This window comes from Streptomyces sp. NBC_00569, assembly GCF_036345255.1.
Lineage (GTDB): Bacteria > Actinomycetota > Actinomycetes > Streptomycetales > Streptomycetaceae > Streptomyces.
In genome coordinates this window covers 7,438,656-7,465,583 of record NZ_CP107783.1, presented here as the reverse complement: position 1 = coordinate 7,465,583, position 26,928 = coordinate 7,438,656, and the positions used below count along the sequence as shown (strand labels likewise).

Annotated in this window: 28 protein-coding genes; 13 read left to right on the top strand and 15 right to left on the bottom strand. The window is 71.5% G+C overall.

Going from position 1 to position 26,928, the window contains the following annotated elements:
• Positions 1-13 precede the first annotated feature (13 nt).
• Positions 14-1,282, top strand: a complete 1,269-nt coding sequence (tyrS, locus tag OHO83_RS33605) for a tyrosine--tRNA ligase (RefSeq protein WP_266669028.1) — start codon at positions 14-16, stop codon at positions 1,280-1,282.
• A gap of 79 nt (positions 1,283-1,361) precedes the next feature.
• Here tyrS and OHO83_RS33600 read toward each other — a convergent pair whose 3' ends face one another.
• A complete protein-coding gene (locus tag OHO83_RS33600) occupies positions 1,362-1,637 on the bottom strand; it encodes a GlsB/YeaQ/YmgE family stress response membrane protein (protein WP_330280178.1) in 276 nt (91 codons plus the stop codon).
• A 215-nt stretch (positions 1,638-1,852) separates the two neighbouring features.
• Between OHO83_RS33600 and OHO83_RS33595 the strand changes: the two genes are divergently transcribed.
• Together OHO83_RS33595 and OHO83_RS33590 are read left to right on the top strand one after the other, a co-directional pair.
• Complete coding sequence (locus tag OHO83_RS33595) at positions 1,853-2,239, top strand: DUF3099 domain-containing protein (RefSeq protein WP_266669032.1); 387 nt, start codon at positions 1,853-1,855, stop codon at positions 2,237-2,239.
• A gap of 196 nt (positions 2,240-2,435) precedes the next feature.
• The gene (locus tag OHO83_RS33590; RefSeq protein WP_206301923.1) at positions 2,436-2,657 is read left to right on the top strand and encodes a hypothetical protein; all 222 of its coding nucleotides are present in this window, start codon (positions 2,436-2,438) and stop codon (positions 2,655-2,657) included.
• A 9-nt stretch (positions 2,658-2,666) separates the two neighbouring features.
• Here OHO83_RS33590 and moaA read toward each other — a convergent pair whose 3' ends face one another.
• The 3 genes from moaA to OHO83_RS33575 form a co-directional block, all read right to left on the bottom strand.
• The gene (moaA, locus tag OHO83_RS33585; RefSeq protein ID WP_266669034.1) at positions 2,667-3,656 is read right to left on the bottom strand and encodes a GTP 3',8-cyclase MoaA; all 990 of its coding nucleotides are present in this window, start codon (positions 3,654-3,656) and stop codon (positions 2,667-2,669) included.
• Positions 3,657-3,800: 144 nt separating this feature from the next.
• Positions 3,801-5,429, bottom strand: a complete 1,629-nt coding sequence (locus OHO83_RS33580; RefSeq protein ID WP_266669036.1) for a solute symporter family protein — start codon at positions 5,427-5,429, stop codon at positions 3,801-3,803.
• A complete protein-coding gene (locus tag OHO83_RS33575; RefSeq protein ID WP_266669038.1) occupies positions 5,426-5,794 on the bottom strand; it encodes a DUF485 domain-containing protein in 369 nt (122 codons plus the stop codon). The genes OHO83_RS33580 and OHO83_RS33575 overlap by 4 nt, the downstream gene beginning before the upstream one ends.
• Before the next feature lie 335 nt (positions 5,795-6,129).
• Here OHO83_RS33575 and OHO83_RS33570 point away from each other — a divergent pair, with 335 nt between their 5' ends.
• From OHO83_RS33570 to OHO83_RS33555, 4 genes are all read left to right on the top strand, one after another.
• Positions 6,130-7,671: a S8 family peptidase gene (locus tag OHO83_RS33570; protein WP_266669040.1), complete on the top strand. Its 1,542-nt coding sequence runs from the start codon at positions 6,130-6,132 to the stop codon at positions 7,669-7,671.
• Between the two features lie 103 nt (positions 7,672-7,774).
• Positions 7,775-9,322, top strand: coding sequence for a S8 family serine peptidase (locus OHO83_RS33565; RefSeq protein ID WP_330280177.1), 1,548 nt, complete (start codon positions 7,775-7,777; stop codon positions 9,320-9,322).
• A gap of 86 nt (positions 9,323-9,408) precedes the next feature.
• Positions 9,409-10,815 carry a CoA transferase gene (locus OHO83_RS33560; protein ID WP_330280176.1) on the top strand — a complete coding sequence of 469 codons (1,407 nt, stop codon included), beginning with the start codon at positions 9,409-9,411 and terminating at the stop codon, positions 10,813-10,815.
• A gap of 84 nt (positions 10,816-10,899) precedes the next feature.
• Positions 10,900-11,931: a CopD family protein gene (locus OHO83_RS33555; protein ID WP_443066070.1), complete on the top strand. Its 1,032-nt coding sequence runs from the start codon at positions 10,900-10,902 to the stop codon at positions 11,929-11,931.
• An 18-nt stretch (positions 11,932-11,949) separates the two neighbouring features.
• Here OHO83_RS33555 and OHO83_RS33550 read toward each other — a convergent pair whose 3' ends face one another.
• The 8 genes from OHO83_RS33550 to OHO83_RS33515 all read right to left on the bottom strand — a co-directional run bounded on the left by OHO83_RS33550 (position 11,950) and on the right by OHO83_RS33515 (position 19,753).
• Positions 11,950-12,993, bottom strand: a complete 1,044-nt coding sequence (locus OHO83_RS33550; RefSeq protein ID WP_266669048.1) for a zinc-dependent alcohol dehydrogenase family protein — start codon at positions 12,991-12,993, stop codon at positions 11,950-11,952.
• Between the two features lie 58 nt (positions 12,994-13,051).
• Positions 13,052-13,777 (bottom strand): lysoplasmalogenase, encoded by a 726-nt coding sequence (locus tag OHO83_RS33545; protein WP_266669050.1) that lies wholly within the window; start codon positions 13,775-13,777, stop codon positions 13,052-13,054.
• Positions 13,774-14,676 (bottom strand): sterol desaturase family protein, encoded by a 903-nt coding sequence (locus tag OHO83_RS33540; protein WP_330280175.1) that lies wholly within the window; start codon positions 14,674-14,676, stop codon positions 13,774-13,776. Before OHO83_RS33540 ends, OHO83_RS33545 begins: the two co-directional genes overlap by 4 nt.
• A 124-nt stretch (positions 14,677-14,800) precedes the next feature.
• Positions 14,801-15,523 (bottom strand): VIT1/CCC1 transporter family protein, encoded by a 723-nt coding sequence (locus OHO83_RS33535; RefSeq protein ID WP_266669054.1) that lies wholly within the window; start codon positions 15,521-15,523, stop codon positions 14,801-14,803.
• A gap of 22 nt (positions 15,524-15,545) precedes the next feature.
• Complete coding sequence (locus tag OHO83_RS33530; protein WP_330280174.1) at positions 15,546-16,772, bottom strand: amidohydrolase family protein; 1,227 nt, start codon at positions 16,770-16,772, stop codon at positions 15,546-15,548.
• Complete coding sequence (locus OHO83_RS33525) at positions 16,769-18,061, bottom strand: amidohydrolase family protein (protein WP_330280173.1); 1,293 nt, start codon at positions 18,059-18,061, stop codon at positions 16,769-16,771. The genes OHO83_RS33530 and OHO83_RS33525 overlap by 4 nt, the downstream gene beginning before the upstream one ends.
• A gap of 10 nt (positions 18,062-18,071) precedes the next feature.
• Complete coding sequence (locus OHO83_RS33520) at positions 18,072-18,956, bottom strand: SDR family NAD(P)-dependent oxidoreductase (RefSeq protein WP_329435778.1); 885 nt, start codon at positions 18,954-18,956, stop codon at positions 18,072-18,074.
• Positions 18,956-19,753 (bottom strand): acetoacetate decarboxylase family protein, encoded by a 798-nt coding sequence (locus OHO83_RS33515; RefSeq protein ID WP_329435777.1) that lies wholly within the window; start codon positions 19,751-19,753, stop codon positions 18,956-18,958. Before OHO83_RS33515 ends, OHO83_RS33520 begins: the two co-directional genes overlap by 1 nt.
• Positions 19,754-19,806: 53 nt before the next feature.
• On the opposite strand from OHO83_RS33515, the gene OHO83_RS33510 reads away from it, so the two are divergent.
• From OHO83_RS33510 to OHO83_RS33485, 6 genes are all read left to right on the top strand, one after another.
• Positions 19,807-20,466 carry a TetR/AcrR family transcriptional regulator gene (locus OHO83_RS33510; RefSeq protein WP_405636513.1) on the top strand — a complete coding sequence of 220 codons (660 nt, stop codon included), beginning with the start codon at positions 19,807-19,809 and terminating at the stop codon, positions 20,464-20,466.
• 61 nt (positions 20,467-20,527) lie between these two features.
• Positions 20,528-21,523: a DEDDh family exonuclease gene (locus OHO83_RS33505; RefSeq protein ID WP_266565783.1), complete on the top strand. Its 996-nt coding sequence runs from the start codon at positions 20,528-20,530 to the stop codon at positions 21,521-21,523.
• Positions 21,524-21,586: 63 nt separating this feature from the next.
• Positions 21,587-21,820 carry a hypothetical protein gene (locus OHO83_RS33500; RefSeq protein WP_100592621.1) on the top strand — a complete coding sequence of 78 codons (234 nt, stop codon included), beginning with the start codon at positions 21,587-21,589 and terminating at the stop codon, positions 21,818-21,820.
• A gap of 55 nt (positions 21,821-21,875) precedes the next feature.
• On the top strand, positions 21,876-22,670 hold the full coding sequence (locus OHO83_RS33495) for an SURF1 family cytochrome oxidase biogenesis protein (protein WP_266669065.1): 795 nt from the start codon (positions 21,876-21,878) through the stop codon (positions 22,668-22,670).
• 90 nt (positions 22,671-22,760) lie between these two features.
• Positions 22,761-24,548, top strand: coding sequence for a glycoside hydrolase family 15 protein (locus tag OHO83_RS33490; protein ID WP_266669067.1), 1,788 nt, complete (start codon positions 22,761-22,763; stop codon positions 24,546-24,548).
• A 5-nt stretch (positions 24,549-24,553) separates the two neighbouring features.
• Complete coding sequence (locus tag OHO83_RS33485; RefSeq protein WP_266669069.1) at positions 24,554-25,309, top strand: SDR family oxidoreductase; 756 nt, start codon at positions 24,554-24,556, stop codon at positions 25,307-25,309.
• Positions 25,310-25,334: 25 nt separating this feature from the next.
• Here OHO83_RS33485 and amaP read toward each other — a convergent pair whose 3' ends face one another.
• From amaP to OHO83_RS33470, 3 genes are read right to left on the bottom strand one after another with little or no spacing between them, the layout of a single operon-like run.
• Positions 25,335-25,922 carry an alkaline shock response membrane anchor protein AmaP gene (gene amaP / locus OHO83_RS33480; RefSeq protein WP_266669071.1) on the bottom strand — a complete coding sequence of 196 codons (588 nt, stop codon included), beginning with the start codon at positions 25,920-25,922 and terminating at the stop codon, positions 25,335-25,337.
• Positions 25,919-26,584, bottom strand: coding sequence for a DUF6286 domain-containing protein (locus OHO83_RS33475; RefSeq protein WP_330280171.1), 666 nt, complete (start codon positions 26,582-26,584; stop codon positions 25,919-25,921). Before OHO83_RS33475 ends, amaP begins: the two co-directional genes overlap by 4 nt.
• Positions 26,581-26,925, bottom strand: coding sequence for a hypothetical protein (locus OHO83_RS33470; protein WP_266669075.1), 345 nt, complete (start codon positions 26,923-26,925; stop codon positions 26,581-26,583). Before OHO83_RS33470 ends, OHO83_RS33475 begins: the two co-directional genes overlap by 4 nt.
• Positions 26,926-26,928 lie beyond the last annotated feature (3 nt).

Sequence of the window (26,928 nt, the reverse complement as noted above, 5' to 3'; positions counted from 1 at the left end):
AGATACGAGAACCGTGACGGACATCGTCGACGAACTTCAGTGGCGCGGCCTGCTGGCCCTGTCCACTGACGAGGACGCATTGCGCAAGGCGTTCGCGGACGGTCCCCTCACGTTCTATTGCGGGTTCGACCCGACCGCGCCGAGTCTCCACCTCGGCAACCTGGTCCAGATCCTCACCATGCGCCGCATCCAGCTCGCGGGGAACCTCCCGCTGGGCCTGGTCGGCGGGGCCACCGGCCTGATCGGCGACCCGAAGCCGAACGCCGAGCGGACGCTGAACGCCCCGGAGACGGTGGCGCTGTGGGTCGAGCGGCTGCGCGGGCAGATCGAGCGGTTCCTCGACTTCGAGGGCCCGTACGCCGCCCGCATGGTCAACAACCTGGACTGGACCTCGGGTCTGTCGGCGATCGACTTCCTGCGGGACATCGGCAAGTACTTCCGGGTCAACAAGATGATCGCCAAGGAGGCCGTCTCCCGACGGCTCAATTCCGACGCGGGCATCAGCTACACCGAGTTCAGCTACCAGATCCTTCAGGGCATGGACTTCATGCAGCTGAACCGTCGGTACGGCTGCACGCTGCAGACCGGCGGCAGTGACCAGTGGGGAAACCTCACCGCGGGCACCGACCTGATCCACCGGGTCGAGCCCGAGGCGTCGGTGCACGCGCTGGCCACTCCGTTGATCACCAAGGCGGACGGCACCAAGTTCGGCAAGACGGAGTCCGGCACGGTCTGGCTCGACGCCGAGCTGACCACCCCGTACGCCTTCTACCAGTTCTGGCTGAACGCCGACGACCGCGATGTGTCCAAGTTCCTGCGGATCTTCAGCTTCAAGTCCCGTGAGGAGATCGAGGACCTGGAGCGGCAGACCGAGGAGCGGCCGCAGGCGCGGACCGCTCAGCGGGCCCTGGCCGAGGAGCTGACGACGCTGGTGCACGGCGCCGACCAGTGCGCCGCCGTCATCGCCGCGTCCAAGGCGCTGTTCGGGCAGGGTGACCTGGGTGAGCTGGACGAGGCGACCCTGGCGGCCGCCCTGTCCGAGCTGCCGCACGCCAAGGTCGACGCGCTCGGCCCGGTCGTGGACCTGCTCGCCGAGGTCGGTCTCGTGGCGAGCAAGTCGGCCGCCCGGCGCACGGTGAAGGAGGGCGGCGCGTACGTGAACAACGTGAAGGTCGCCGCCGAGGACGCGGTGCCGGCCGCGGACGAGCTGCTGCACGGGCGCTGGCTCGTGCTGCGCCGCGGCAAGAAGAACCTGGCGGCGATCGAGGTCGTCAGCGCCTGAGCGCACAGTCTTCGAACACGCTCTGAGACAGCCGGAAGGGCGGCCGCGCACCTGGTGCGTGGCCGCCCTTCCGGCTGTCTCAGACGCGCTGTTTGTTGCGTCGCAGGGCCACCCAGGCCATGTCTCCCAGCCACACGATGAGCACGGCTCCGGCGAGTTGGAGCAGGTGGCGGGTCCAGTCGATGCCTTTGGTGTCGTTGACGCCGATCCAGGTGGCGACCGTGTTACCCAGCACGCTGCCGATGATTCCGAAGATCACGGTCAGCCACAGAGGGATCTGCTGCTTGCCCGGCAGGATCGCCTTCGCGATCAGTCCGAGCACCAGACCCACGATGATCGCCCACAACCAGCTCATGTCGTCGCCTCCTCTGTGGCGCGCTGTGCGCATCTGCGCCCAGTCTCGGCTTGTCCGCCATACAGCGCATGTCGGGCGCACCCGTACGCGGTACGGGGCAGCGCGTACGCACAGGCCGGGCCCGCCCCGGTCTCGAACGCGAGGGAAGCCGGGCGTACCGTGGAAGAAGTCCGGACCGGGGAGAGTCCGGCATGGCAGGCAGGTGGTGGTGTGTGATGCGGAAGCAGAGCAGCGGCGAGGTCTTCCGGATCACCGGGGCGAGGCAGAGTCTCGCCGACGACGTCCGTGGCCGGCAGCGCCGCTATGTCATCTCGATGTCGGTCCGCACCCTCGCCGTGATCCTCGGCGCGGCCCTGTGGAACGTCGAACGCCCGGTGGCGATCGTGGCCCTGGTGCTCGGCCTGCTGCTCCCCTACGTCGCCGTGGTGATCGCCAACGCGGGCCGGGAGAACGTCCGTTCGCTGCCGTCGACCTTCGTCACCACGCCCGTGCGGCCGATGATCACGCCGCCCGCCGCCGACGCCTCCGCGGAGTCCGTTCCGCGGGACAGCACCGGCGCGCACGACGACGCTCGGAGTGATCACTTCGGTGACCGCGGCTGACCACCGGCGATCCGCAAAGCTCAATAAAAGCTCAGATCAATCATGTAGTTCCGGTGCCGGGCGGCCGGTCCCCCATGACATACTTCGTACGCGCTCCGCATCCCCCGTCGGAGCGACGGACCGACGCCGGGCAGCTCCCCCCGTGGCTGCTCGGCGTCGCCTTTGTTTGGGCGCGTATGTGTTTGGGGCGGTACCTGTGAGTGACGAAAACCCGATCTGTTCCGCCAAGGGCTGCCGCGTCGACGCGGTCTGGGTGCTCGCCTGGAACAACCCGAAGCTGCACACGCCGGAGCGGCGCAAGACGTGGCTCGCGTGCGACGAACACCGCGAGCATCTCTCCCAGTTCCTCGGCGTGCGCGGCTTTCTGAAGGATGTCGTCGCGCTGAAGGACTGGGAGTCCGGGGACCACGAGGGCTGAGGCCCCGGGTCAGCCGCCGATCGCGGACATCGGGCGCTCGGGCTGGAGGAACGTCGGGTCGTCCAGGCCGGAGCCGGCCTTCTTGCCCCACATGGCGAGCTTCCAGATACGGGCGATCTCGTCGTCCCCGCTGTCCGAGCGCAGGGCCGCGCGCAGGTCCGTCTCCTCGCTGGCGAACAGGCAGGTGCGCACCTGTCCGTCGGCGGTGAGCCGGGTGCGGTCGCAGGCCGAGCAGAACGGGCGGGTGACGGAGGCGATGACGCCGACGCGCTGCGGTCCGCCGTCCACCAGCCAGCGCTCGGCGGGGGCGGAACCCCGCTCGCCGGAGCCTTCGGGCGCGAGGTCGAAGCGCGTACGCAGGGACGCGAGGATGTCACCGGCGGTGATCATGCCGTCGCGCTTCCAGCCGTGCTGGGCGTCCAGCGGCATCTGCTCGATGAAGCGCAGCTCGTAGTCGTGCTCGACGGCCCAGGCCAGGAGTTCGGGTGCCTCGTCGTCGTTCAGCCCCGGCATCAGCACGGAGTTGACCTTGACGGGGGTGAGGCCGGCTTCGCTCGCGGCTTCGAGGCCGGCGATGACGTCCTTGTGGCGGTCGCGCCGCGTGAGGGTCTTGAAGACGTCGGGGCGCAGGGTGTCCAGCGAGACGTTGACCCGGTCGAGGCCGGCCTGCTTGAGGGCGGCGGCGGTGCGCTTGAGCCCGATCCCGTTCGTCGTCAGGGACATCTGGGGGCGCGGCTCCAACTGGGCCACGCGCTCCACGATGCCGACGAGGCCGGGGCGCAGCAGGGGCTCGCCGCCGGTGAACCTGACCTCCGTGATGCCGAGCTGGGTGACGGCGATCCGGATGAGCCGGACGATCTCGTCGTCCGTGAGCAGATCGGGCTTGGCCAGCCACTGGAGGCCCTCTTCGGGCATGCAGTACGTACACCGGAGATTGCACCGGTCGGTCAGCGAGACGCGGAGGTCGGTGGCCACTCGGCCATAAGTGTCGATCAGCACGTGGGCCCCCTCTCCGATGCGGATCTGATAGTGCGAGCCTACGTGATGGGTCCGACACCGGGGTGCCCCTGATCCCACGGGAGCGGGACGGCCGCCTCGTAGATCCGTACGAGGGTCCGCGAGGCGGCCGTCCGAATCCCGAGGTCAGTGGGCTCCCGTACCGGTGAGGGAGCGGACTTCGAGCTCCGCGTATTTGCCGGCGTCCGCCTTCTCCTTGGACAGGACGGTGCCGAGCCAGCCGAGCAGGAAGCCGACCGGGATCGAGATGATGCCCGGGTTGTCCAAGGGGAACCAGTGGAAGTCGACGCCCTTGAACATGGACGTCTTCGGGTTGCCGGAGACGACCGGCGAGAACAGCACCAGGAAGACCGCCGCGAAGAGGCCTCCGTAGATCGACCAGAGCGCGCCCTGGGTGGTGAAGCGCTTCCAGAAGAGGCTGTAGAGGATCGTCGGCAGGTTGGCTGAGGCGGCGACCGCGAAGGCGAGCGCGACCAGGCCGGCCACGTTCAGGTCGCGGGCGAGGGCGCCGAGGCCGATGGAGACGATGCCGATGAAGACGGTCGCCCAGCGGGCCGCCTTCATCTCCTGCTTCTCGGAGGCCTTGCCCTTCTTGATGACGTTCGCGTAGATGTCGTGCGCGAACGAGGAGGACGAGGCGAGGGTCAGGCCCGCGACGACCGCGAGGATCGTGGCGAAGGCGACCGCCGAGATCGTCGCGAGGAGGATCGCGCCCCACGACGAGTCGACCCCGCCGAGGTGCAGCGCGAGCAGCGGCGCCGCGGTGTTGCCCGCCGGGTTGGACGCGATGATCTCTTCCGGCTTGATGAGGGCGGCGGCACCGAAGCCGAGCGCGATCGTCATCAGGTAGAACGCGCCGATGATGCCGATCGCCCAGTTCACGGACTTACGGGCGGCCTTGGCGGTGGGGACCGTGTAGAAGCGGATCAGGATGTGCGGCAGTCCCGCGGTGCCGAGGACGAGCGCGATGCCGAGCGAGATGAAGTCGATCTTCGACGTCGACGTGGCGCCGTACTTGAGTCCCGGCTCCAGGAACGAGGCGCCCTTCCCGCTGTTGGACGCCGCCTTGCCGAGCAGGTCGGAGATGTTGAAGTTGAACTTCAACAGGACCAGGAAGGTGAGCAGGATCGTGCCCGCGATCAGGAGCACGGCCTTGACCATCTGGACCCAGGTGGTGCCCTTCATACCGCCGATGGTGACGTACACGATCATCAGGACGCCGACGAGGGCGACGATGCCGACCTTGCCCGCGTCGGACGTGATGCCGAGGAGCAGCGAGACGAGGACGCCCGCGCCCGCCATCTGCGCGAGCAGGTAGAAGATCGAGACGACGATCGTGGAGGTGCCGGCCGCGGTGCGGACCGGGCGCTGGCGCATCCGGTACGCGAGGACGTCGCCCATCGTGTAGCGGCCGGAGTTGCGCAGCGGCTCGGCGACCAGGAGCAGGGCGACGAGCCACGCGACGAGGAAGCCGATGGAGTAGAGGAAGCCGTCGTAGCCGAAGAGGGCGATCGCTCCGGCGATGCCGAGGAACGAGGCCGCGGACATGTAGTCGCCGGAGACGGCGAGTCCGTTCTGGAAGCCGGTGAACTGGCGCCCGCCCGCGTAGAAGTCGGAGGCGCTCCTCGTCTGACGGCCCGCCCAGACGGTGATCACCAGGGTGGCGAGGACGAACACCGCGAACAGGGAGATGATGAGCGGCCGGTGCTCGCTCGCCTCACCCACGGCGATTACCTGCGTGACTGCGGGGCTCATGCGCCGCCCTCCATCCGGGACTTGATCGCCTCGGCCTTGGGGTCGAGCTTGGTGGCAGCGTGGCGGGAGTACCACCAGGCGATGAGGAACGTGGTCAGGAACTGGGCGAGGCCGAGGACCAGCGCGACATTGATGTTGCCGAAGAGCTTGGTGCCCATGAAGTCGCCCGCGTAGTTCGACAGCAGTACGTACAGCAGGTACCAGGCGATGAAGGCGACGGTCAGAGGGAAGGCGAACGAGCGGTGCGCGTGGCGCAGTTCGGCGAACTCCGCGCTCTCCTGCTCCGCGATGAATTCCTCCGTGGAGGGCGGTGCGGGTTGGTTGCGGGGCCCGCTTTTCGACGGTGGCGGTGCATCGGTGGCCACGGAGTCTCCTCGCGGTGCGGGTGCGGCGGGTGAAACGGACATGTGGTTCTCAGACCTCACAGTGATCTGGATCACCTGGGCCGGGAGGCGATGGTAGGGCCACCCGGCGTGATCCGACAGGGGGCGAGGATCGTGCGCATGCCCCCTGCTCAACGTCACGGGGGCACGCGCACACCGGTTCAACTGCGTTGCCCGGTCATGCGCTTTCTTTGGGATTTCATTGCTGGCCTGCGAGGACCCGGGATACGTTCACCCGAGCACCACGCGTCATGTACCTGCCCGGGCACCAACTGTGTTCGGGCTTTTCCATATACGACGGATGATGTGGAGATCCCATGGCTCATCTGCGCTCCAGACGCCGGCTGGCGCTCACCCTGCCGCTCGGCCTCGCGCTCACCGCGTCCCTCGGCTTCCTGCCCGGCGCCGCGTCGGCCGCACCCGCCGACTCCCCCGCCGCCACTGCCGGTTCGGCCACCGCCGACGCAGGGGCACTCGCGTACGTCGTGAACACCAGGACGGACCACCGCACCCTCGCGTCGGTGAAGAAGGCGATCGACAAGGCCGGCGGGACCGTCGTGGCCTCGTACGACCGGATCGGCGTGATCGTCGTCCACGCGTCGAACCCGGACTTCGGCCGGCAGATCCGCGCCGTCAAGGGGGTGCAGTCGGCGGGCGCCACGCGTACGTCCCCGCTGGTCGCCGCCGGCACCACGGACGAGGGTGCCGCCCAGGTCCTGTCGAAGGCGCAGGCCAAGTCCCTTGCGGCGAAAGCCGATTCGGGCGCCGAGCCACTCGAGGCCGACCAGTGGGATCTGCGGGCGATCGGCGCCGACAAGGCCGCGAAGATCAACCCGGGCAGCCGCGACGTCACCGTCGGTGTCATCGACACGGGCGTCGACGACACCCACCCCGACCTCGCCCCGAACTTCTCCGCCTCGCAGTCCGCGAACTGTGTCGGCGGCAAGGCGGACACCTCGCCCGGCGCGTGGCGACCCTACGACCCGGCCGAGGACTACCACGGCACGCACGTCGCCGGTGAGATAGCCGCGGCCCGCAACGGCATAGGCGTCGCCGGGGTCGCTCCCGGTGTGAAGGTCGCGGGCATCAAGGTCAGCGACCCCCACGACGGCCTCTTCTACCCGGAGAACGTGGTCTGCGCCTTCGTGTTCGCCGCCGACCACGGCGTCGAGGTCACCAACAACAGCTATTACGTGGACCCTTGGCTCTACAACTGCATGGACGACCCCGACCAGAAGGCCATCGTCGACGCGGTCGACCGGGCCCAGCTGTACGCCCAGAAGAAGGGCACCCTCAACCTGGCGTCGGCCGGCAACTCCAACGACGACCTGGACTCGGACGCGCTCGTCGACGACTCCAGCCCCGACGACTCGACGCCGGTCCACCGCACGATCGACCCGCACAAGTGCTTCGACATCCCGACGCAGCTGCCGGGCGTCGTCACCGTCAGCGCCTCGGGCCCGACGGGTGCCAAGGCGTACTACTCCAGCTACGGCAAGGGTGTCATCGACATCGCGGCGCCGGGCGGAGACAAGTTCCAGTTCCCGGACACCCCGTCGAAGAACGGCCGCATCCTGTCGACGATGCCGGGCGGCCAGTACGGCTTCCTCCAGGGCACGTCGATGGCGTCGCCGCACGCCGCCGGGGTCGCCGCGCTGCTCAAGTCGACGCACCCGAGGGCCACTCCGGCCCAGCTCCAGGCCCTGCTCAAGGCCGAGGCCGACAACCCGGGCTGCCCCTCGGCCCCGTACGACGGGGACGGCGACGGTGTCGTCGACGCCACCTGCGAGGGCGGGAAGCACGTCAACGGCTTCTACGGCTTCGGCATCGTCGACGCGCTCGACGCCGTCAAGAAGTGACCCTGACGCGACCCGCCGAGCAGCCCTGCACCAGAGGTACCCGGGGCGGCTCCGGCTGCCTGCCGCTCCACGCATCCCGAACGCAACGAACCCAGGAGACACCATGACGGCGCCCCTCGCGCGCTCCCGTTCCATCCGCCGTTCGATAGCCGTACCGGCCGGGATGGCCATGGCCACGGCGCTCGCGTTCCTGCCGAACGCGACCGCGTCGGCCGCGGGTCAGGCCCCGCAGGCCCCTCAGGCCCCGGTCGCCACGGACGGCCCCTCGCTCAGCTACGTGGTCAACGTGCGTTCCGGACACGGCACTTCGGCCGCCGTCCAGAAGGAGATCACCAAGGCCGGCGGCACCGTCGTCATCGCGTACGACAAGATCGGCGTCATCGTCGCGCACTCTTCGAACCCGGACTTCGCGAAGACGATCCGCAAGGCCCGCGGGGTCGACTCGGCGGGTGCCACGCGCACCGCGCCGCTGCCCGCCCAGTCCACGGCCGACCTCGGCACCCCGAAGGCACTGACCGCAGCCCAGCTGGCGGCCACGACCGGTCAGGCCGCCGCCGGACAGGACCCGCTGGAGCCGTTGCAGTGGGACCTGCCCGCCATCAAGGCGGACAAGGCGCACGAGAAGTCGCTCGGCAGCAGGAAGGTCACCGTCGCGGTGATCGACACCGGCGTCGACGACACCCACCCGGACATCGCGCCGAACTTCGACCGCGGGGCGTCCGCGAACTGTGTCTCGGGCAAGCCGGACACGACGGACGGCTCCTGGCGCCCCAGCGCCTCGGAGAGCCCGCACGGCACGCATGTCGCGGGTGAGATCGCGGGCGCCAAGAACGGCGTCGGCATCACGGGGGTCGCGCCCGGCGTGAAGGTCTCGGGCATCAAGGTGGGCAACCCGGACGGCTTCTTCTACACGGAGGCCGTGGTGTGCGGCTTCGTGTTCGCGGCCGAGCACGGCGTCGACGTCACCAACAACAGCTATTACACCGACCCGTGGTACTTCAACTGCACGGACGACCCGGAACAGAAGGCCCTGGTGAAGGCCGTCGCGCGGGCCTCGCAGTACGCGGAGAAGAAGGGCGCCGTGAACGTCGCGGCGGCGGGCAACGAGAACTACGACCTCGCCTCCGACGAGATCACCGACCCGTCGAGCCCGAACGACACGACCCCGGGCGACCGGGTCGTCGACCCGTCCAAGTGCTTCGACATCCCGACGCAGCTGCCGGGCGTCGTCACGACCGCGGCGACCGGGGCCAAGGGCCTCAAGTCGTCGTTCTCCAACTACGGTCAGGGCATCATCGACATCGCGGCCCCCGGCGGCGACTCGACGGCGTACCAGACGCCGGCGCCGCCCGCCACGAGCGGCCTGATCCTCGGCCCGCTGCCCGGCGGCAAGTGGGGCTACATGGCCGGTACGTCGATGGCGTCCCCGCACGTCGCCGGCGTCGCCGCGCTGATCAAGTCGACGCACCCGCACGCCTCCGCGGCGGCGGTGAAGGCGCTCCTGTACGCGCAGGCCGACGCCACGCCGTGCACCGACCCGTACGACATCGACGGCGACGGCAAGGTCGACGCGGTGTGCGAGGGCGGCAAGAACAAGAACGGCTTCTACGGGCACGGCATGGCCGACGCCCTGGACGCGGTGACCAAGTAGCCGCGCAGGCATGACAGTTCAGGTGGGCCGACGGCTTCGTCCGGCCCACCTGTGTCGTTCCTCGGGCCGTGCGCGATAGTGCCCGCATGACACATGCACCGGTGGGTGAGGGAACGCGGGCGGCCTGGGCGGCGCTCGGCGGCGACCCGGCCCTGACCTCGCACATCACGTCCGTGGCAAGGGAGGGGGCGCTGCCCGCGCGGCTGCCCGTGATCGACCTGGCACGCGCGTGCGTGGGCGCGTGCTCGCTGGCCGCGGCCGAGCTGGCCGCCCGGCGCACCGGACGGCCCGTACCCCGCGTGGTCCTCGACGACGGCGCCCTGGCCACCGCGTTCGTCAGTGAGCGGCATCTGCTGATCGACGGGCGGGCGACGGTCAACTTCGCGCCGCTGTCCCGGTTCTGGCGCACGGCGGACGGGTGGCTGCGCACCCATGCCAACTATCCGCACCACCGGGCACGGCTCCTGGCCGCGCTCGGGCTCGGCGACGACGCCTCCGTGGAGCGGGTCGCCGCGCTGCTCGCGGAGCGGTCGGCCGCCGAGGCCGAGGAGACCGTGTACGCCGCCGGGGGCCTGGCCGTCGCCCTGCGCACCACGGAGGAATGGGCCGCGCACCCTCAGGCAGTGGCGATCGCCGGGCGGTCGCTGCTCGACCGTGAGCGCCTCGACAAGGCGGCGCCCCGTTCTCTGCCCCCGCTCACGGGTGACCCGCTGCTGCCCGCGTCCGGCCTGCGTGTCCTCGACCTGACGCGGGTCACCGGCGGTCCCGTCGCCACGCGCACCCTCGCGCTGTTCGGCGCGGACGTGCTGCGCGTCGACGCCCCGCAGCTGCCGGAGGATCCGGAGGCGCACGCGGACACCGGGTTCGGGAAGCGGTCCACACGGCTCGATCTGACGGGCGCGGCGGACCGGCGCGCCTTCGAGGACCTCCTCGCGGGCGCGGACGTTGTCGTGACCGGCTACCGGCCCGGCGCGCTCGACCGGTTCAGCCTCACCCCCGAGGCGCTGGCCTCGCGCAGGCCGGGGCTCGTCGTGGCGCAGCTGTCCGCGTGGGGCGCGTACGGGCCGTGGGGCGAGCGGCGCGGCTTCGACAGCGTGGTGCAGGTGGCCACGGGCATCGCGGTCGTCGAGGGGTCCGTGGAGCGGCCGGGGGCGCTGCCCGCGCAGGCCCTGGACCACGGCACGGGCTATCTCCTGGCGGCGGCCGTGCTGCGCGCCGTCACCGAGCAGCTGGACGAGGGCGGCACGCGCGCGCTGCGGGCGGCGCTCGCCCGGACCGCGCACTGGCTGACGCGGAAGCTCCCGCACGGGCCCACCGCGGTCACGGAGACGTACGACGCCGAGAACCCGGCGCGCTGGCTCACGGAGACCGACAGTGCCGCGGGACGGCTGCGGCACGCGCTGCCGCCGGCCGGCTTCACCGGAGGACCCGTCAACTGGGAGCGCCCGCCCGGGCTTTGGGGTGCCGACTCGCCCGAGTGGCGGCATGGCTGAAGCCGGCCGCTCAGGCGGAATGACACTGCGCCAGTTGTTTTCCTGGACTTGCCCGGATCTGTCACACCTGGCGAAGATCATGCGGTGAGTTCCATACGACCGACCGCCGAGGCGCCCGCCCCCGGTGGGGACGACCCCGCCCTTCCCGCCCGACGGCCCGCCACCGCACGCGCCGTCCTCGCGCTCGTCCTCGTGGCCGCGGCCGCGGTGATCCCCCTGCTCGGGCCCTCCGCCGCCCTTGACGGCACGGGGGAGGCGGCGGCGCCCGGGGTCACCGGCGTGGCGCTCCTTCGGACGGTCCTGTTCGCCGCCCTCTGCGTACAGGCGGGCGAGCTGTTCGTGGCGCGGCTGGCCCGGCGGGTGCCCGGGGCGCCGTCCGCGGACGAGCCGCGCAGCTGGTCGGCGTACGCGCCCTGGGCGGGGTTCCTGGCCGCACTGGGGCTCGCGTCGATCGTGGCGAACGGCAACCTCGTGCCGCACGCGCTCTCCGACCTGGACATCGCCGGGCTCTACGGGACCAGGGACGGCAGCCTCGCCCTCGTCGAGGTCAACGCGTTCGTGGTGGCGGCCCTGTGCGCCCGGTCGCGGCGCCCGGCGACCGCGCTCGCGCCGCTGGCCGCCGTCGTGGTGGCGGAGGCGCTGCGCGCCCATCCGCCGGCCGAGCACACGGCGTATCTGGGCTCGGCCCTGACCGTCGTCCATCTGACGTGTGCCGCGCTGTGGGTGGGCGGTCTGCTGCACGTCCTGCGGACGCTGCGCCGCTGGCGTACGACGGCTCCCGGGGCGGGAGCCGCGCTGCTGGGGCTCTACGCGCGCGTGGCGGCCGTCCTGCTCGCCGCCATCACGGCGACCGGTGTGTGCAGCACGCTGCGCCGGATGCCGGTGAGCACGGTCCTCGACCAGCTGGTGACGACGGCCTACGGGCGCACCCTGCTGGCGAAGGTGATCCTCGTGGCCGTCGTCTCCGTGTTCGCGCTGGCCGCGCGGGGGCGGCTGCGCCACCGCGACCTGGGGGCCGCGTACGTGCCCGCGCGCGCGGAGGTAGCCGCCTTGGGCGTGGTGGTCGCGGTGTCGGCCGTCCTGACCGCGCTGCCGCTCCCGATCCGCTGGTCGTGAACCCCCGCGCGCGGGACGTCAGTTCGTGACGAGCACCTTGAGCGCGGTGCGCTGGTCCATCGCCTTGTAACCGTCGGGGACCCCCTCGATGCCGACGGTCAGGTCGAAGACGGGCGACGGGTCGATCGTGCCGTCGAGGATGTCGGGCAGCAGCTGCGGGATGTACGTGCGCACGGGTGCGACGCCGCCGCGCAGGGCGATGTTCCGGTCGAACATGACGCTGAGGTCGAGACCGGTGCCGCTGCCGTGCGGCACGCCGACGAAGCCGATGGCGCCGCCGTCGCGGGTGATGCTCACGGCCGTGCTCATGGACTGCTCGGTGCCGACGGCCTCGATCACGGCATGGGCGCCCTGGCCGCGGGTCAGCTCACGGACGGCCTCGATCGCCGCGTCACCGCGCTCGGCGACGACGTCGGTGGCGCCGAAGCGGCGCGCGATGTCGGTACGGACCTGGTGCCGGCCGAGCGCGATGATCCGCTCGGCGCCGAGCCGCTTGGCGGCGAGGACCGCGCACAGGCCGACGGCGCCGTCACCGACGACGGCGACCGTGGCGCCCGCGCGCGCACCCGCTCCGAGCGCGGCGTGGTGGCCGGTGCCCATGACGTCGGAGAGCGTGAGCAGCGCCGACAGGAGGTGCTCGTCGGAGGCCGCGTCGGCGGGCAACTGGACGAGGGTGCCGTCCGCGTACGGGACGCGGACCGCTTCGCCCTGGCCGCCGTCGTAACCGACCGCGCCCCAGAAGCCGCCGTGCTCGCAGGAGGTGGTGAGGCCCTCGGTGCAGTAGTCGCAGACCCCGTCCGACCACATGAAGGGGGCGACGACCAGGTCGCCGCGCCGGACGCCGGCCACCTCGGAGCCGGTGTCCTCGACGATGCCGAGGAACTCGTGTCCGATGCGCTGGCCGGGCTGGCGGGCCGCCTCACCGCGGTAGGCCCACAGGTCGCTGCCGCAGATACAGGCCCGCAGGACCCTGACGACGGCGTCGGTGGGGAGCTGGACGACCGGCTCCGGCACGTCCTCCACGCGCATGTCGAACGGGGCATGGATGGTGGTGGCGCGCATGAGTGGGGGTCCTTCGTGCTGGTCACAGGCGCCGCTGACGGATCGCGTGCGGGACGCCTCAGGTGGTGGTCGTGCGCCTTTCACGGTACGCCGCCACCGGTACGGCCCGCGCGTCGAGGGGGTGTCCGAGCACGCCGCGCGCCAGCAGGTATTGGGCGGCGAGGTAGGTGAGCATCACCCAGAAGTCGGGCCGAGGGGGCTGCGGCCAGTCGGCGACGCCGGTCGCGATGAGGGTGTCCGACAGCAGGAAGAGCGCGCCGCCCCATCCCGCCGTGGCGCCCAGGCGTGAGGAGCCGTACGCCATGGCGGTCAGGAGCAGGCTGTAACCGGCGACGGGCCCGCGCATGTCGGCCGGCAGGTCGGGCCACAGGAGCACCACGGTCGTCACGAGCGCGATGCCGTACGCGGCCGCGAGCAGGGCGCCACGGGCGCGTGGTGTGCCCGCGCGCTTGAAGAGCACGAGGTAGCAGACGTGTCCGGCGGCGAAGGACCCCATGCCCGCGAGGAACGCGATGTCGGCGTCGAAGAGGAGCAGCACGTCACCGCCCCACCCGAGGAGCAGCGCGGCGGTCAGGAGCCGGGGGCCGCGGCGCACGACGACGTACGCGGCGAGCAGCGGCATGAGGAGCGGTTTGGCAGCGGTGTGGACGATGTCGGTCCCGGCGAGCACGGCGATCAGGTCGACGGCGGTCGCCAGGGCGAAGGCGGCGAGCAGGAGGCGCGCCGCGCGCTCACGGGCGGGTACCGGCGCCTCTGCCGGCACCGGGGCCGGAGTCGGCGTCACGCGGTGCCCTCGGCTGCCTTCTCGGTGGTCTGGCCCGCAGCGGGGGCCGGAACCGGTGCGGGCGCGTCCTTCGGCTGCCACCCCGGCCCGCCGAACACCCGGCCGCCGCGCTCACGCCAGCTGCCGGCCGCCTTCACGTCCCTGGCGATGGCCGCGTACTCGTGCGTGGCGACCCGCAGCGGGTTGTACGTGCTGATGTTCTTGGTCAGGCCGAACACCGGGCGCTCGACCTCGGCCACGAAGGACCCGAAGAGGCGGTCCCAGACGATGAGGATGCCGCCGAAGTTGCGGTCCAGGTAGCCGCCCTGGGAGGCGTGGTGGACGCGGTGGTGGGAGGGGGTGTTGAGGACGAACTCGAAGGCGCGGGGCAGCTTGTCGATGCGCTCGGTGTGGATCCAGAACTGGTAGACGAGGTTCACCGACGAGCAGAACGCGAGCGCGGCCGGGTGCACGCCGCATGCGATGAGCGGCAGGTAGAACGGCCACACCGTCAGGCTCGTCCACGGCTGGCGCAGCGCGGTCGACAGGTTGAACTTGCGGCTGGAGTGGTGCACGACGTGGCAGGCCCACAGGATGCGGATGACGTGGTGCCCGCGGTGCGACCAGTAGTAGAAGAAGTCCTGCGCGAGGAGCATCAGCGGGATCGTCCACCACAGGATCGGCACGCGCAGCGGTGTCAGCTCGTAGACCGCCGTGTAGATCGCGACGATCGGGATCTTCCACAGGAAGTCGAAGACGAGGCTGCCGAGCCCCATGCCGATGCTCGTCGCGGCGTCCTTGGTCTCGTAGCCTGCGGCGTCGTCGTCGGGATGGATGCGTACGCTCACGATCTCGACGACGGTGAGCAGCACGAAGGCCGGGATCGACCAGAGCACGACATCGGGCAGGTTCGGCGACATGCCTGCACCGTAGAGGCGCGGACGGGCCACGGCTAGACGGTGTTACCGACAAGTATTACCTGCGGTACACCGCTCGTTGTTGGTGCCTTCCTCCATTGATCTCCGCCGGTTCCCGCGCGTTCGCTCAGACCCCGGCCGCCCCCAGGAGCGACCCCGCCCCGTACGTCACGGCCATCGCGAGGGCCCCGCCCGCCATGTTCCGCCACACCGCGGGCCGCACCGCCGCCGAGCCCATCCGGGCGCTGCTCCAGCCGGTGAGGGCGAGCGCCGCGAGCACGGAGACCACGGTGACGGGCAGCCGCCAGGCTCCGGGCGGCAGGACGATCGCGAGCAACGGCAGCAGCGCCCCCACGGTGAAGGCGAGGAAGCTCGCCCAGGCGGCGTGCCACGGGTTGGTGAGGTCGTCGGGGTCGATGCCGAGCTCCACGCGCGCGTGCGCCCGCAGCGCGTCGCGCGAGGTGAGCTGCTCGGCGGCCTCCCGCGCCACTTCGGGGCTGAGCCCTCGGTCCTCGAGCAGCCCCGTCAGCTCCACGAGTTCGGCTTCCGGGTACTCGCGCAGCTCCCGCTTCTCCTGCGCGAGCGCCGCCTTCTGCGAGTCGCGCTGCGTGGACACGGAGACGTACTCCCCCGCGGCCATCGACATGGAGCCGGCGAGCAGCCCGGCGAGGCCCGCCGTCAGGAGCGTGCTGCGGTCCTCGGTGGCGCCGGCCACGCCGACGACCAGCCCGGCGGTGGAGACCACGCCGTCGTTGGCGCCGAGCACGGCGGCGCGCAGCCAGTTGAGCCGCGCTCCGAGCGCGCCGCCGTGGGACTCATCGTGCGGTTCGTCCTGCACATCGTCAGTCACCCGACGAGCATCGCACCGTCGGTCACCAGATCCGGACCGACCCTCCCCGGGCGAACACCGGACTTGTCGCGTCCTTCGGCGCCTCGTCGAGGAGTTCGTCCAGTTCCTGGACGGTCGGCCCGACGCGGGCCGCGATCGGGTCGAGCAGGCCGAGGTCGAAGCCGTAGACGCGGGCCGTGTTGCCGCCGACCATCGCGGCGACCTCGTCGCGCGGCAGCCCCGCGTACGCGATCCGCAGCCCTTCGCGGGTGTACGGGTACGTGCCCTCGTCGTGCGGGTAGTCGCTGCCCCACATGATCTTGTCGAGGCCGATACGGTCGCGCAGCGGCACCTCGTGCGGGCGCATGAAACTGGCCCCCACGTAGCAGTTCTCCCGCCACACCTCGGATGGCCCCTTGCCCATCGAATCGGCCAGCCCCGCGCCGAACTTGGACTCCGCCGTGCTCGCCCGTGTCGCCGCGGCCACCAGACGCCCGTGGTAGTAGTCCAGCATGTCCAGGACCCCGGGGATCCAGCCCGAGCCCTGTTCGGTCAGGACCAGCTTCAGGCCGGGGTGACGGCGGAACGCGCCGCCGAACACCAGGTGCCACAGGGCCCGGTGCGAGAACCACGTCGTCTCGACCATGAACACGGCGCGCGCGGCCGGTTCGTCGCCGAGCGGCGGGGACGCCGAGCCCGCGTGGTGGTTGACCGGCACGCCGAGCTCGGCGCAGGTCGCCCAGATCGGGTCGTACGCGGCCGAGTACAGCTCGGGAAGGCCCGAGCCGGGCGGTGTGCCGGGCAGCAGCAGCCCGCCGGTGAGCCCTGCGGCCGCGGCCCACCTGATCTCCTTGACTGCCTCGTCGACGTCGTTGAGAAGGATCTGGAAGACGCCCGCCCTGCGTCCCGGGGCGGCGGCGCAGAAGTCGGCGAGCCAGCGGTTGTGGGCGCGCAGCCCCGCCCAGCGCCGCGTGAACTCCTCGCGCGTCGGGGCCGGGGCCATCAGGGACGCGGACGGGAAGAACGGCGGGATCGTGTTCGGGAAGACGACCTCCGCGACGATGCCGTCCTGTTCGAGCTCGGCGATGCGCCGGTCCGAGTTCCAGTTCCGGTCGGCGGTGTCCGCGAGCAGGTCGGCGTACGGATTGACGTAGCTCGCCGCCCACGCGTCGAAGGCGTCGTGGTGGCGGGACTCCAAGTAGGGCCGGTAGTCGAGGAGATCGGCTCCCGCGTGGCAGTCCGCGGAGATCACGGTGTAGCGCTCGCTCATGAGGTCACCCCCAGGGTGGGGAAGTCGTGATCGGTCAGCCAGTGGCGGCCCACCTCACGCGAGCGCGCCCAGGAGGCCTCGACGGCCGACTGGGCCGCGTCGTCTGCGTCTTGGCCGAGTTCGGCGGGGGTCGGTCCGATGCGGGCGGCCAGCGGGGCCAGTTTCCCCGTGTCGAAGCCGAAGACCTCGGCGGCGGCGAGCCCCAGCATGCGCCGGGTCTCCGCCACCGGGATGTCGTGGAAGGTCTTCTTCAGCCACGTGCGCGTGTCGGGCCAGGTGCCCTCGGGGTGCGGGAAGTCGCTGCCCCAGAGGATGTTGTCGACGCCGATCTCGTAGCGCTGGGCGAGTTCGCGGCGCTTGGTGTTGGTGGCACAGATGAACACCTGGCGGTCCAGGTACTCGTGCGGGGAGCGTTTCAGCTCCGCGAACGGCGAGAGCTTCTTGCCGCCGTGCGCGCCCAGATAGAGGCGGTCCATGAACCACAGCAGGTTGGGCAGCCACCAGCAGCCCGACTCCGCGACGCCGAACTTCAGGCCCGGGTGGCGCTCGAAGACGCCCGACCAGAGCATGAACCACAGCGGCCGCGCGGGCCACCACGTCACTTCGGAGACATAGATCCCGAGGTGGTCGCCGTACTCGTGGCGGGGCGCCGCCCCGGAGTGCGTGACCACGGGCATCGCGCAGTCCGCCGCCGCGGCCCACACGGGGTCGTAACGCCGGTCGTGGTAGGGCGCCTTGTCGACCCACATGGAGGGGATCATCAGCGCGCCGAGCCCCGACTCCTTGGCCCGGTGGACCTCGGCGACGACGCGGTCCACCTCGCCGGTGATGGGCAACAGGGCCACCCCGCAGTGCCGTTCGGGGTGTTCGGACACGAAGTCGGCGAGCCAGCGGTTGTGCGCCTGGGCGCCCGCCATGCCGAGCTCCGGGTCCTGGTCACCGGAGAGCCCGAGCCCCACGCCGAAGGGCGCGGCCGTCCGGCTGTCCACGGCGTCCGCGTCGGGGAAGACGACCTCGGCGGCCACCCCGTCGCCGTCCAGCTCCTTGAGGCGCTGTGCGGCGTCCCAACCGCCGCGCAGTCCTTCCGAGTTGTCGGCGAACCATTTGGCGGCGAACTCGTCGTTGCGGATGCCGAGCCGCGTCGCCTCCTCGCGGCGGGCGCCCCGCTCGCCGAGGAACTCGTCGAAGGCGCGGTGGAAACGGCTGTCCAGATAGGGCCGGTACTCCTCGGTGGGCAGCCCGGCGTGGCAGTCGGAGGAGATGATCAGGTAGGGATCCTGGTCGGTCATCACATGCCCTTCAGTCCAGAATGAAGCTCTCCAGGTACGCCGGGTTCGCGCGCTCGAGCATCGAGGCGGACCTGGCCTTGATCTGCCGGTCGCTGTGCTCGCTCTGCGGCAGCAGCCAGAAGCGGCCGGCGCCGATGCCCTCGGCGACGAAGTCCGCGACCTCCTCGACCGGCGTGAACTCCACCTCCTTGCCCGCCTCCTTCATCGCGGACTCCCACTGGCCGAGGCTGCGGTAGGGGGTCCTGCGCGGCCTCTCCTTGGCGTACCGCTCGGGCCGGTTGCGGTGCGACTCCCACAGCCCGGTGCGCAGCATGTGGGGTCCGGGGAAGAGCACGGAGGCGCCCACGCGCGCGTGCTCCGCCTTCAGATGCGCGTACAGGGACTCGGTCATCGTCACGACGGCCGCCTTGGTCACCGCGTACACGGAGGCCGTGGGCAGCGGGGCGATACCGCCGTCGCCGGAGGACGTGTTGACGACGTGGCCGGGCTCGCCGCCCTCGATCATGCGCGGCACGAAGGCCTGGATGCCGTGGAAGACGCCCCACACGTTGACCTCGAAGGCCCACTTCCAGTCGTTCGGTTCGTGCTGCCACATGCGGCCCTCGGCGCCCGAGCCGACGCCCGCGTTGTTGCACAGGACATGGACGGCGCCGAACTTCTCGTACGCCGCGTCCGCGAGGCCGAAGACCTGCCCTCGGTCGCCGACGTCGACCACGCGCGCGTGCACGGTGGCACCGTCCTCGCGCAGGCCGGCCGCGGCCTTCTCCAGGGCGGACTCCTCGACGTCCGCGAGCACGACCTTCAGGCCGTCCGCCGCGAACCGCCGCGCCATCGCGAGGCCGATGCCGCTCGCCGCGCCCGTGACGACGGCGACCTGTCCCGCTTCCAGCCGCATCACAGGCTCCCCTCGGGCGGCCCGTCGAGGATCTGCTGCGGGTCGTCGTAGCGCTGGTGAATGTACGGCAGCAGGGCCTGCGCGCTGACGCGTTCGACGACCCTGCCCTTCTGGTCGGTCGTCTTCTCGCCGATGGTGAGCTCGACGACGGCGCGCACCGGAAGGTCGGCGACCGGGTCGTACATCGACTCCCGCAGGACCACGTCCCCGGTGATCCGCTCCAGCTTGCGGACCTTCTCGTTGCGCAGACAGTGCACGAGCACCGGCTCCATGTCGAAGCCCGAACCGTCCACCGCGGGAAGGAACTTGAAGTAGAAGTCCGTCTTGAGCGCCGGTTCGGGCAGGGGCAGGGCGCCGCTCACCGCGCCGCGCACCTCCACGAAGGCGATGCCGTGCCGGGCGAGTGCCGCGCGCACCACGAGGCCGTCGCGCTCGACGCTCACCTCGCCGAGCTTCTTGGGCTCGCCGAAGACCTCACGGCCGCCGATCAGGGCGCGCTCGTGCGTCATCGGCATGACGAGCGGATACCAGCCCTCGACGCCGCCGTGCTCGGCGGCGACGGCGACCGAGCCGGCGCCCAGGGGGTAGCCGGGCAGGTCGACCTTGCTGATGTTGGCCCGCACCAGCGGGCGTTCGGTGGGCTTGAGCGGGGGCGGAAGTACCGCGGCGACCGCGTCCGGGTCGCTCTCCCAGACGGCCACCACCCCCGTGGACCAGATGTCGGGGAGCTTCGAGCTCGCGGTGCGCGCGGCGGAGATCTCCGCCTCCGTGCGTGCTCCGTATCGAATGCGTGCCATGTCGTACCACCCTTCGTCGGCGCGGACTTGCGTGGACGGGCGTGCACTTGCGGATGCTCTGTAACACAGTTACAACAGCTTCCGTGAAGGGTAAAGACACGCGCACACATCTCGACAGGGAACAGGTCCTCGCCGCCGCCGCGAAGCTGGTGAAGCAGCAGGGCCCGCAGTCCCTGACGATGCGCAAGCTCGCCGCCGAGCTCGGCACCGCCGTCACCTCGATCTACTGGCATGTCGGCAACCGCGAGTCGCTGCTCGAAGCCCTGGTCGAGCGCACCGTCGCCGACCTCGGGGAGATCCGCCCCCGCGGCGCCACACCGGAGCAGCGCGTCGCCTCCGTCGCCCGCGCCCTGCGCCGGCAGCTGCGCGACCACCCGCATCTCGTCGCGATGGTCCACGAACGCGGCCTGACCGAGCGGATGTTCCTGCCCGCGCAACAGGTCCTCGTGCGCGAGGTGCACGCCGCGGGCCTGCGCGGGACCCGCGCCGCCGGGGTCGTACGCGCGGTGCAGTTCCATGTCGTCGGCCACGTCCTGGTGGAGCGTCAACGCGAGCGCGCGCCCGTGCAGCGGCCCGGCGAGGAGGAGCTGTGGGGCGCGCGGACGGCGGAGGGCGACGCCTTCTTGGCCCGCGCGCTCAGCCTTCCGGCCGACCCGGAGAAGGTGTTCGACGCCTCCGTCAGGGCTCTGGTGTCAGGCCTGTTGCGGACATAACGGACGCAGTCGCGGGACCGGGCGACGGAGGTGTCAGTCGCGGCCCGTATCCTCATGGACCATGCTCGAAGACCAGACGACCGCCGCGTCCGCCGCTCCTTGGCCGGCCGCGTATCCGCAGGGATACGCGGTCGTCGACGTGGAGACCACCGGCCTCTCCCGGGACGACCGGATCATCTCCGCAGCCGTCTACCGGCTCGACGCGCGGGGCGAGGTCGAGGACCACTGGTACACGCTGGTCAACCCCGAGCGCGACCCGGGCCCCGTCTGGATCCACGGCCTGACGAACGACGTGCTCGAAGGCGCGCCCCTCTTCAAGGACATCGCCGAGGAGTTCGCGACCCGGCTCGACGGCCGCGTGCTCGTCGCCCACAACGCGGTCTTCGACTGGTCGATGATCGCCCGGGAGTACGCCCGCGCGGAGCGCACCGCCCCCGTCCGCCAGCGCCTGTGCACCATCGCGCTGTCCAAGGAGCTGGGCCTCCCCCTGCCCAACCACAAGCTGGAGTCCCTCGCCGCGCACTTCGGCGTCGTCCAGCGCAACGCGCACCACGCGCTCGACGACGCGCGCGTGCTCGCCGAGGCGTTCCGGCCGAGCCTGCGGGCCGCCGCGAGCGGCGGAGTGCGGCTGCCCCTGCTCGAGTGCAGGCCGCTCACGGAGTGGACGGACGGCGCGGCGCGCATCGGCCGCCAGGGCTCGGCCCCGTCGTCGTCCTCGTACGGGGGCGGCGGGACGTGGCGCCCGTCGCGCAAGCGGCAGCCGTGCCCGTACCCGAACCCCGGACGGTACGAACCGGGCAAACAGCTCAAGCAGGGCATGCGGGTGGCGTTCTCCGGAGACACCTCGGTGGACCGCGAACTCCTGGAGGACCGCGCCGTCGAGGCCGGGCTGCACATCGCGACGAGCCTGTCCCGGCTCACCAGCGTCCTCGTCACGAACGACCCCGACTCGTACACGTCGAAGGCCGTCAAGGCGAAGCAGTACGGGACACCGGTCATCGACGAGGCGGCCTTCGGGCAGCTCCTGCGGGACGTGGCCCCGGCGTCAGACGGGTGATTGCGCGGCGACTCGCCCGCCCGCCGCTCGCCCCACGCGACGGCGAAGCCCACCCTGTGGCGCATGGCACGTTGTGAGGTCTGCGGAAACGACTACGGAATGTCCTTCGAGGTGCACGCGCAGGGCGCGGTGCACGTCTTCGACTGTTTCTCCTGCGCCATCCACCGCATGGCGCCGATCTGCGAGCACTGCCGGTGCCGCATCGTCGGCCAGGGAGTAGAGGTCGACGGGCACTGGTACTGCGGGGCGCACTGCTCCCGCGCGGAGGGGAAGGTGGGGATCGTCGACAAGGTCTGACTCCTCCGGCACACCCCCGTGATGTCGCCCCACGACCGAGTTGTACGGTCGTGGGGTGTACCGCTTCCTGTTGTCCCGGCAGTGGGTGATCCTCACCCTCATCACCCTCCTCCTCATCCCCACGATGATCGAGCTGGGCTTCTGGCAGCTGCACCGCCACGAGCACCGCGTCGCGCAGAACGATCAGATCGGTGCCGCGCTCGCCGCGAAGCCGCTGCCCGCAGAGCAGCTCACCTCCCCCGGGAAGCCCGTTCCCAAGGCCGAGATCCACCGCAGGGTCTCCGCGAAGGGGACGTTCGACACTGCGCACGAGGTCGTCGTCCGGCGCCGCACGAACACCGACGACGAGGTCGGCTTCCACGTCCTGACCCCGTTCGTCCTCGACGACGGCAAGGTGCTCCTGGTCAACCGCGGCTGGATCCCGGCCGACGGCGCGCAGACCGCGTTCCCGAAGATCCCTGCGCCCGCGAGCGGCGAGATCACCGTCACCGGCCGCCTCATGGCCGACGAGACGACCGCCGCGAGCGGCATCAAGGACATCAAGGGCCTGCCGGACCGTCAGATCATGCTGATCAGCAGCGGCCAGCAGGCCAAGGCGCTCGGCAAACAGGTCCTCGGCGGTTTCATCGAGCAGACGTCGCCCGACCCGAAGGGCGACACCCCCCAGCTGATCCCCACGCCCAACCACAGCGACATCGGCCCGCACATGGCGTACGCGGTCCAGTGGTGGCTGTTCGCCGCGGCCGTGCCCGTCGGCTTCGTCGTGCTGGTCCGGCGCGAGCGCCGTGACCGCGCCGAGGCGGCGTCGGCCGAGGAGACCCCCGCGGGCCCCGAACCCGCCACGGTGTAGGACCCGGGGCCACCTCCGCACGCGCATTCGCCCTCACCCGCCCGGCCCTCGGTGGGATTGGCGGCCCGCTCCGCCGGGAACCCGGCTCACGTGCACCGACCCCTTGAGGACTACGCGCTCATCGGCGACCAGCAGACGGCCGCCCTCATCTCTCGCGGCGGCTCCGTCGACTGGCTCTGTCTCCCCCGCTTCGACTCGGCGGCCTGTTTCGCCGCGCTCGTGGGCAAGAAGGAGGAGAACGGCCACTGGCAGCTCGCCCCGAAGGCCGCGGGCGACTGCACCCGCCGCTCCTACCGCCCCGGCACCCTCGTCCTCGACACGGAGTGGGACACCGACGAGGGCAGCGTGCGGGTCACCGACCTGATGCCGCAGCGCGACAAGGCCCCCGACCTCGTACGTGTCGTCGAGGGGCTCAGGGGCCGCGTCACGATGCGCGGCACTCTGCGCCTGCGCTTCGACTACGGGTCGATCGTGCCGTGGATGCGCAAGTCCGACGGCCACCGCGTGGCCGTCGCGGGGCCCGATTCGATGTGGCTGCGCAGCGAACCCCCCGTACGCACCTGGGGCAAGGACCTCACCACCCACTCCGAGTTCACCGTCGAGGAGGGCGAGTCCGTCGCGTTCGTGCTGACCTGGCACCCGTCGCACGAGCCGCGCCCCGGCCTCATCGACCCGTTCGACTCCCTGCGCCGCTCCGAGGAGGAGTGGGAGGAGTGGTCGGCGCAGTGCCGCTACGAGGGTCCGCACAAGGACGCGGTCCTGCGCTCCCTGCTCACCCTGAAGGCGCTCACGTTCGAACCCACCGGCGGGATCGTCGCCGCGCCCACCACGTCGCTGCCGGAGGAGATCGGCGGCGTGCGCAACTGGGACTACCGGTACTGCTGGCTGCGCGACTCGACCCTCACCCTCGGCGCGCTCGTGTCGGCCGGCTATCTCGACGAGGCCAAGGCGTGGCGGGACTGGCTGCTGCGCGCGGTCGCGGGCGACCCGGCGGACCTGCAGATCATGTACGGGCTCTCGGGCGAGCGCCGCCTGCCCGAGACCGAACTCCCGTGGCTGGCCGGATACAGCCACTCCGTCCCCGTACGCGCGGGCAATGACGCCGTGCACCAGCTCCAGCTGGACGTGTACGGAGAGGTGATCGACTCGCTGGCCCTGGCACGGCTCGCGGGTATGCCGTCCGAGCCGCACGCGTGGCGGCTCCAGCTGGCCCTCGTGGAATTCCTGAGCACCGCGTGGCGCCGGCCCGACCAGGGGCTCTGGGAGGTGCGTGGGCCGCGCCGGCACTTCGTGCACTCCAAGGTGATGGCGTGGGTGGCCGCCGACCGCATCGTCAAGGTCCTCGAGGACGAGCCCGATCTGCCGGGCGATCTCGACGCCATAAGGCGGCTGCGCGACGACATCCACCATGACGTGCTGGAGCGCGGATACGACGCGGAACGCAACACGTTCACCCAGTACTACGGCTCGACGGAGCTCGACGCGTCCCTGCTGATCATCCCCCGCGTCGGCTTCCTGCCGCCGGACGACCCGCGCGTCATCGGCACCGTCAAGGCGGTCCGCGACGAGCTCTCCGACAACGGCCTGGTGCGCCGCTACAGCGCCGAGGCGACGGGCGTCGACGGACTTCCCGGCCGCGAGGGCACGTTCCTCGTCTGCTCGTTCTGGCTCGCGGACGCGCTGCATCTGACGGGGCACACGAAGGAGGCCCGCGACCTGTTCGACCGGCTCTGCGCGCTCGGCAACGACGTGGGACTGCTCGCCGAGGAGTACGACCCCGTGTCGGGGCGCCAGCTCGGGAACTTCCCTCAGGCCTTCAGTCATATCGGCCTGGTGGGGACCGCCTTCACCCTGTTCGGGACGGGCGAGGCAGGATAGGCCCCATGGATCTTGGACTGAAGGACCGTGTCTACGTCGTCACCGGCGCCACCCGCGGCCTGGGCAACGCCGCCGCGCGTGAGCTCGTCGCCGACGGCGCGAAGGTGATCATCACCGGGCGGGACGAGAAGCGGGTGGCCGAGGCCGCCGAAGCGCTCGGCGAGAACGCCGTGGGCGTCGCCGCCGACAACGCCGACCCCGCCGTCGCGCGGCGCCTGATCGACGCCGCGCGCGAGCACTTCGGCGGCTTCGACGGCGTACTGATCAGCGTCGGCGGGCCGGCCCCCGGCTTCCTCGCGGACAACACCGACGAGCAGTGGGAGTCGGCCTTCGAGTCGGTCTTCCTCGGCGCGGTGCGGCTCGCCCGCTCGGCCGCGGCCGAACTCGGTGAGGGCGGTGTCATCGGCTTCGTGCTCTCCGGCTCCGTCCACGAGCCGATCCCCGGACTGACCATCTCCAACGGCCTGCGCCCCGGGCTCGCCGGGTTCGCGAAGTCCCTCGCGGACGAGCTCGGCCCGCGCGGCATCCGCGTCGTCGGCCTGCTCCCGGCGCGGATCGACACGGACCGGGTCCGTGAGCTCGATGGCCTGTCCGCCGACCCGGAGGCGACCCGCGCCGCCAACGAGGCGCGCATCCCGCTGCGCCGCTACGGCAGGCCGGAGGAGTTCGGCCGCGCCGCCGCCTTCTTCCTCTCGCCCGCCGCGTCGTACCTGACGGGCGTGATGCTCCCGGTGGACGGCGGCTACCGGCACGGCTTCTGACCGGGCGGGCGCCGAGCCTGCCGGGTCAACTCACACGCTCCGCGCGGTGCTTCACCGCGCGGAGCCGTACCTCGGCCGGCAGGGCGGCGAGCCCGGCGGAGTCCCGCGCGTGGCCCAGGGCCTCCTCACTGATCCGCTGAAGCGCGGCCCCGGGCTCCGCGTGCGGTTCGAGGAGCAGGCCCATGCGTACGTGGGGTGCGGAGCGCCGCCCGGTCAAGCGGACCCGCGCGCTCTCCACGCCGTCGAGCGACTCCGCCTCGCTGACGAGGACCCCTTCGAGCGCCCGGCCGCGCAGCAGCGCGCCCTCGCCGTCCCCGGTGTCGACGAGGACCTCGGCGAGCCGGCGCCGGCGCAGCTGGGCGACCAGCCACCACAGCGCGAGCAGCACACAGACGGCGAGCACCGCGATGACGGCCGGCCACCACCAGCCCTCGCCGCGCCACCGGTAGCGGTCCGCCCTGCTCAGCAGCACGTCGTGCCGCCCGTCGTAGATCCACCAGGACGGCGGGGACACACCGAGTCCGACGGCGAGTACGGACCCTCCGACCACGACGAGGATCAGCCCGACGAGGCCGACGACGACCCGGTTCACGGTCCTGAGCACGGGGCTCATCCCTTCTTTCCGGGCCGCGCCACGTGTACGGACAGGCCAGGCGTGGCGGTGAGCCCGAGTCCCTTGACGGTCTCGCCGATCACGGCATCCAGATCGGCGCGTACGTCGTCGAGTCGACGGAAGTGCGAGACGGCCCGCACCTGGGCCTTGGAGCGCTTCATCCGTACGCGTACGGACTGCACGCCCGCCACCTCCATGGCCCGGTCCCGCAGGACCATGGCGGCCGCGTCGCGGTGCAGTCCGGCCCGTACGTCGGTGTGGGCACGGCGCATCGGCAGGACGGCGCGGAGGCCGGGCGTCACGGCCAGCACGATCAGCCACAGCCCGAGCGCGGCGGCCACCCCGGCGCCGACCAGCACCCAGACGTTGTCCAGGGGCCGCTCGGCGAGTTCGCGGGCGAGGGCGCGCCGCCAGTGCATCGCGGTGTGGCCCGCGCGCACGGCGGCGATGTCGTAGAGCAGAATCCCGGAGCCGCCGAGGAGCACGATGGCCACCAGTGCGGCGGGGATCCGGCGCGACGACCAGAAGCGGTGGCCGGTGCCGTGCTCGCCCTCCGGCGTGGGCAGCGCCTTGTAGGAGGCCGCGGACCCCGACTGGCCGAACTGGTCGAGCTCGCCCTGCCCGCGTTCGACGACGGGCAGGGGCTGTGTGGGCTCGCTCATCGGATCCTCCGCTGTGCCGCGCCGCGATCGTGCTCCGAGTGCAGCCGCTCCACCTGGACGGCCACCTCGGGCACCTCCATCCCCGCCAACGCCTTTACCCGCTCGGCGACTCGGCGACGCACGGCGCCGCACTGCGTTCCGATGTCACCGGGATAGTCCAGTTCGAGACTGATCCGCACATGGGCGATGTCGTGGCGCACGGAGACGGTGGCGTGCGGGGCGCTGCTGTCCGCCGGAACGGCGGGCAGCGCCTCACGCGCCGCCTGTGCGGCGATCTTCGCGACGACCCGGTCGGCGATCCGGGTCGCACCGCGGTCGGCGGGCGCGACCTGTGTCGCCACCGG